The organism is Mesorhizobium sp. M7A.F.Ca.US.011.01.1.1 (genome assembly GCF_003998295.1).
Lineage (GTDB): Bacteria > Pseudomonadota > Alphaproteobacteria > Rhizobiales > Rhizobiaceae > Mesorhizobium.
The window spans coordinates 1-842 of record NZ_RZRT01000196.1; the positions used below are offsets into that span (position 1 = coordinate 1).

An 842-nucleotide genomic window follows, 5' to 3' on the forward strand; every position below is an offset into this window, starting at 1 on the left:
CTGCTCGTGCGCGACACGCGGGACCACGTTCGGCTGGAGGCCTCATCCCACGCGCAGCAGCCCGCGCCGATCAGCTTTCGGGAAGTCTTCGCGCTCACCTCGTTCGGGGATCGCAACCTGTTCGCCGCTTCGCAGGCCGGCCTCGTCAACAATCTCAACGACGGCATGAGCTGGGGCATTTTCCCATTGTTCTTCGCTTCCTTCGGTCTCGGCGTCGAACGCATCGGCATCCTCAAGGCGGTCTATCCCGCGACATGGGGTGTCCTGCAGATCGCCACAGGCCCCTTGAGCGATCGCTGGGGGCGCAAGGGCCTGATCGTCGCCGGCATGTGGGTACAGGCCGCGGGTCTGTTTCTCACCGCGGCGACGCGCCAGTTCGAGTGGTGGATCGTCGGCAGCCTTCTGCTCGGCCTCGGCACGGCGATGGTCTACCCAAGCCTGATCGCAGCCGTCTCCGACGCCTCGCATCCGACCTGGCGCGCCCGCTCACTCAGCGTCTACCGCTTCTGGCGGGATCTCGGCTACGCGATCGGCGCGCTCTCCGCCGGCCTCATCGCCGACAGCTTCGGGCTGTCATGGGCGATCACATCGATCGCCGCGCTGACGTTTCTCTCAGGGGTGGTCGTGGCTGTTGTGATGAGCGAAACCGAGGCTCATCCGTCCGCGAGGAGGGCAACATGACAGCGGCGGCAGATCGCTGCCCAAGCAATTGATCCGGCGCAAGCTCGCCGCGCTGCCCGTTGGGCCTATATTGGAATTTGACCGCGACCGGCAGTTTGCCGGCAGTACGGAAAGAGCCCAAAGCATTTCCGGCCGCAGAGCCGCCAGTGGGTCAAAACTGC

Annotated in this window: 1 protein-coding gene; it reads left to right on the plus strand. The window is 65.3% G+C overall.

Annotation, left to right across the window (positions count from 1 at the left end):
- The coding region (locus EOA13_RS37270) for an MFS transporter (RefSeq protein ID WP_164780651.1) at window positions 1–681 on the plus strand (681 nt) is incomplete at its 5' end.
- Window positions 682–842 lie beyond the last annotated feature (161 nt).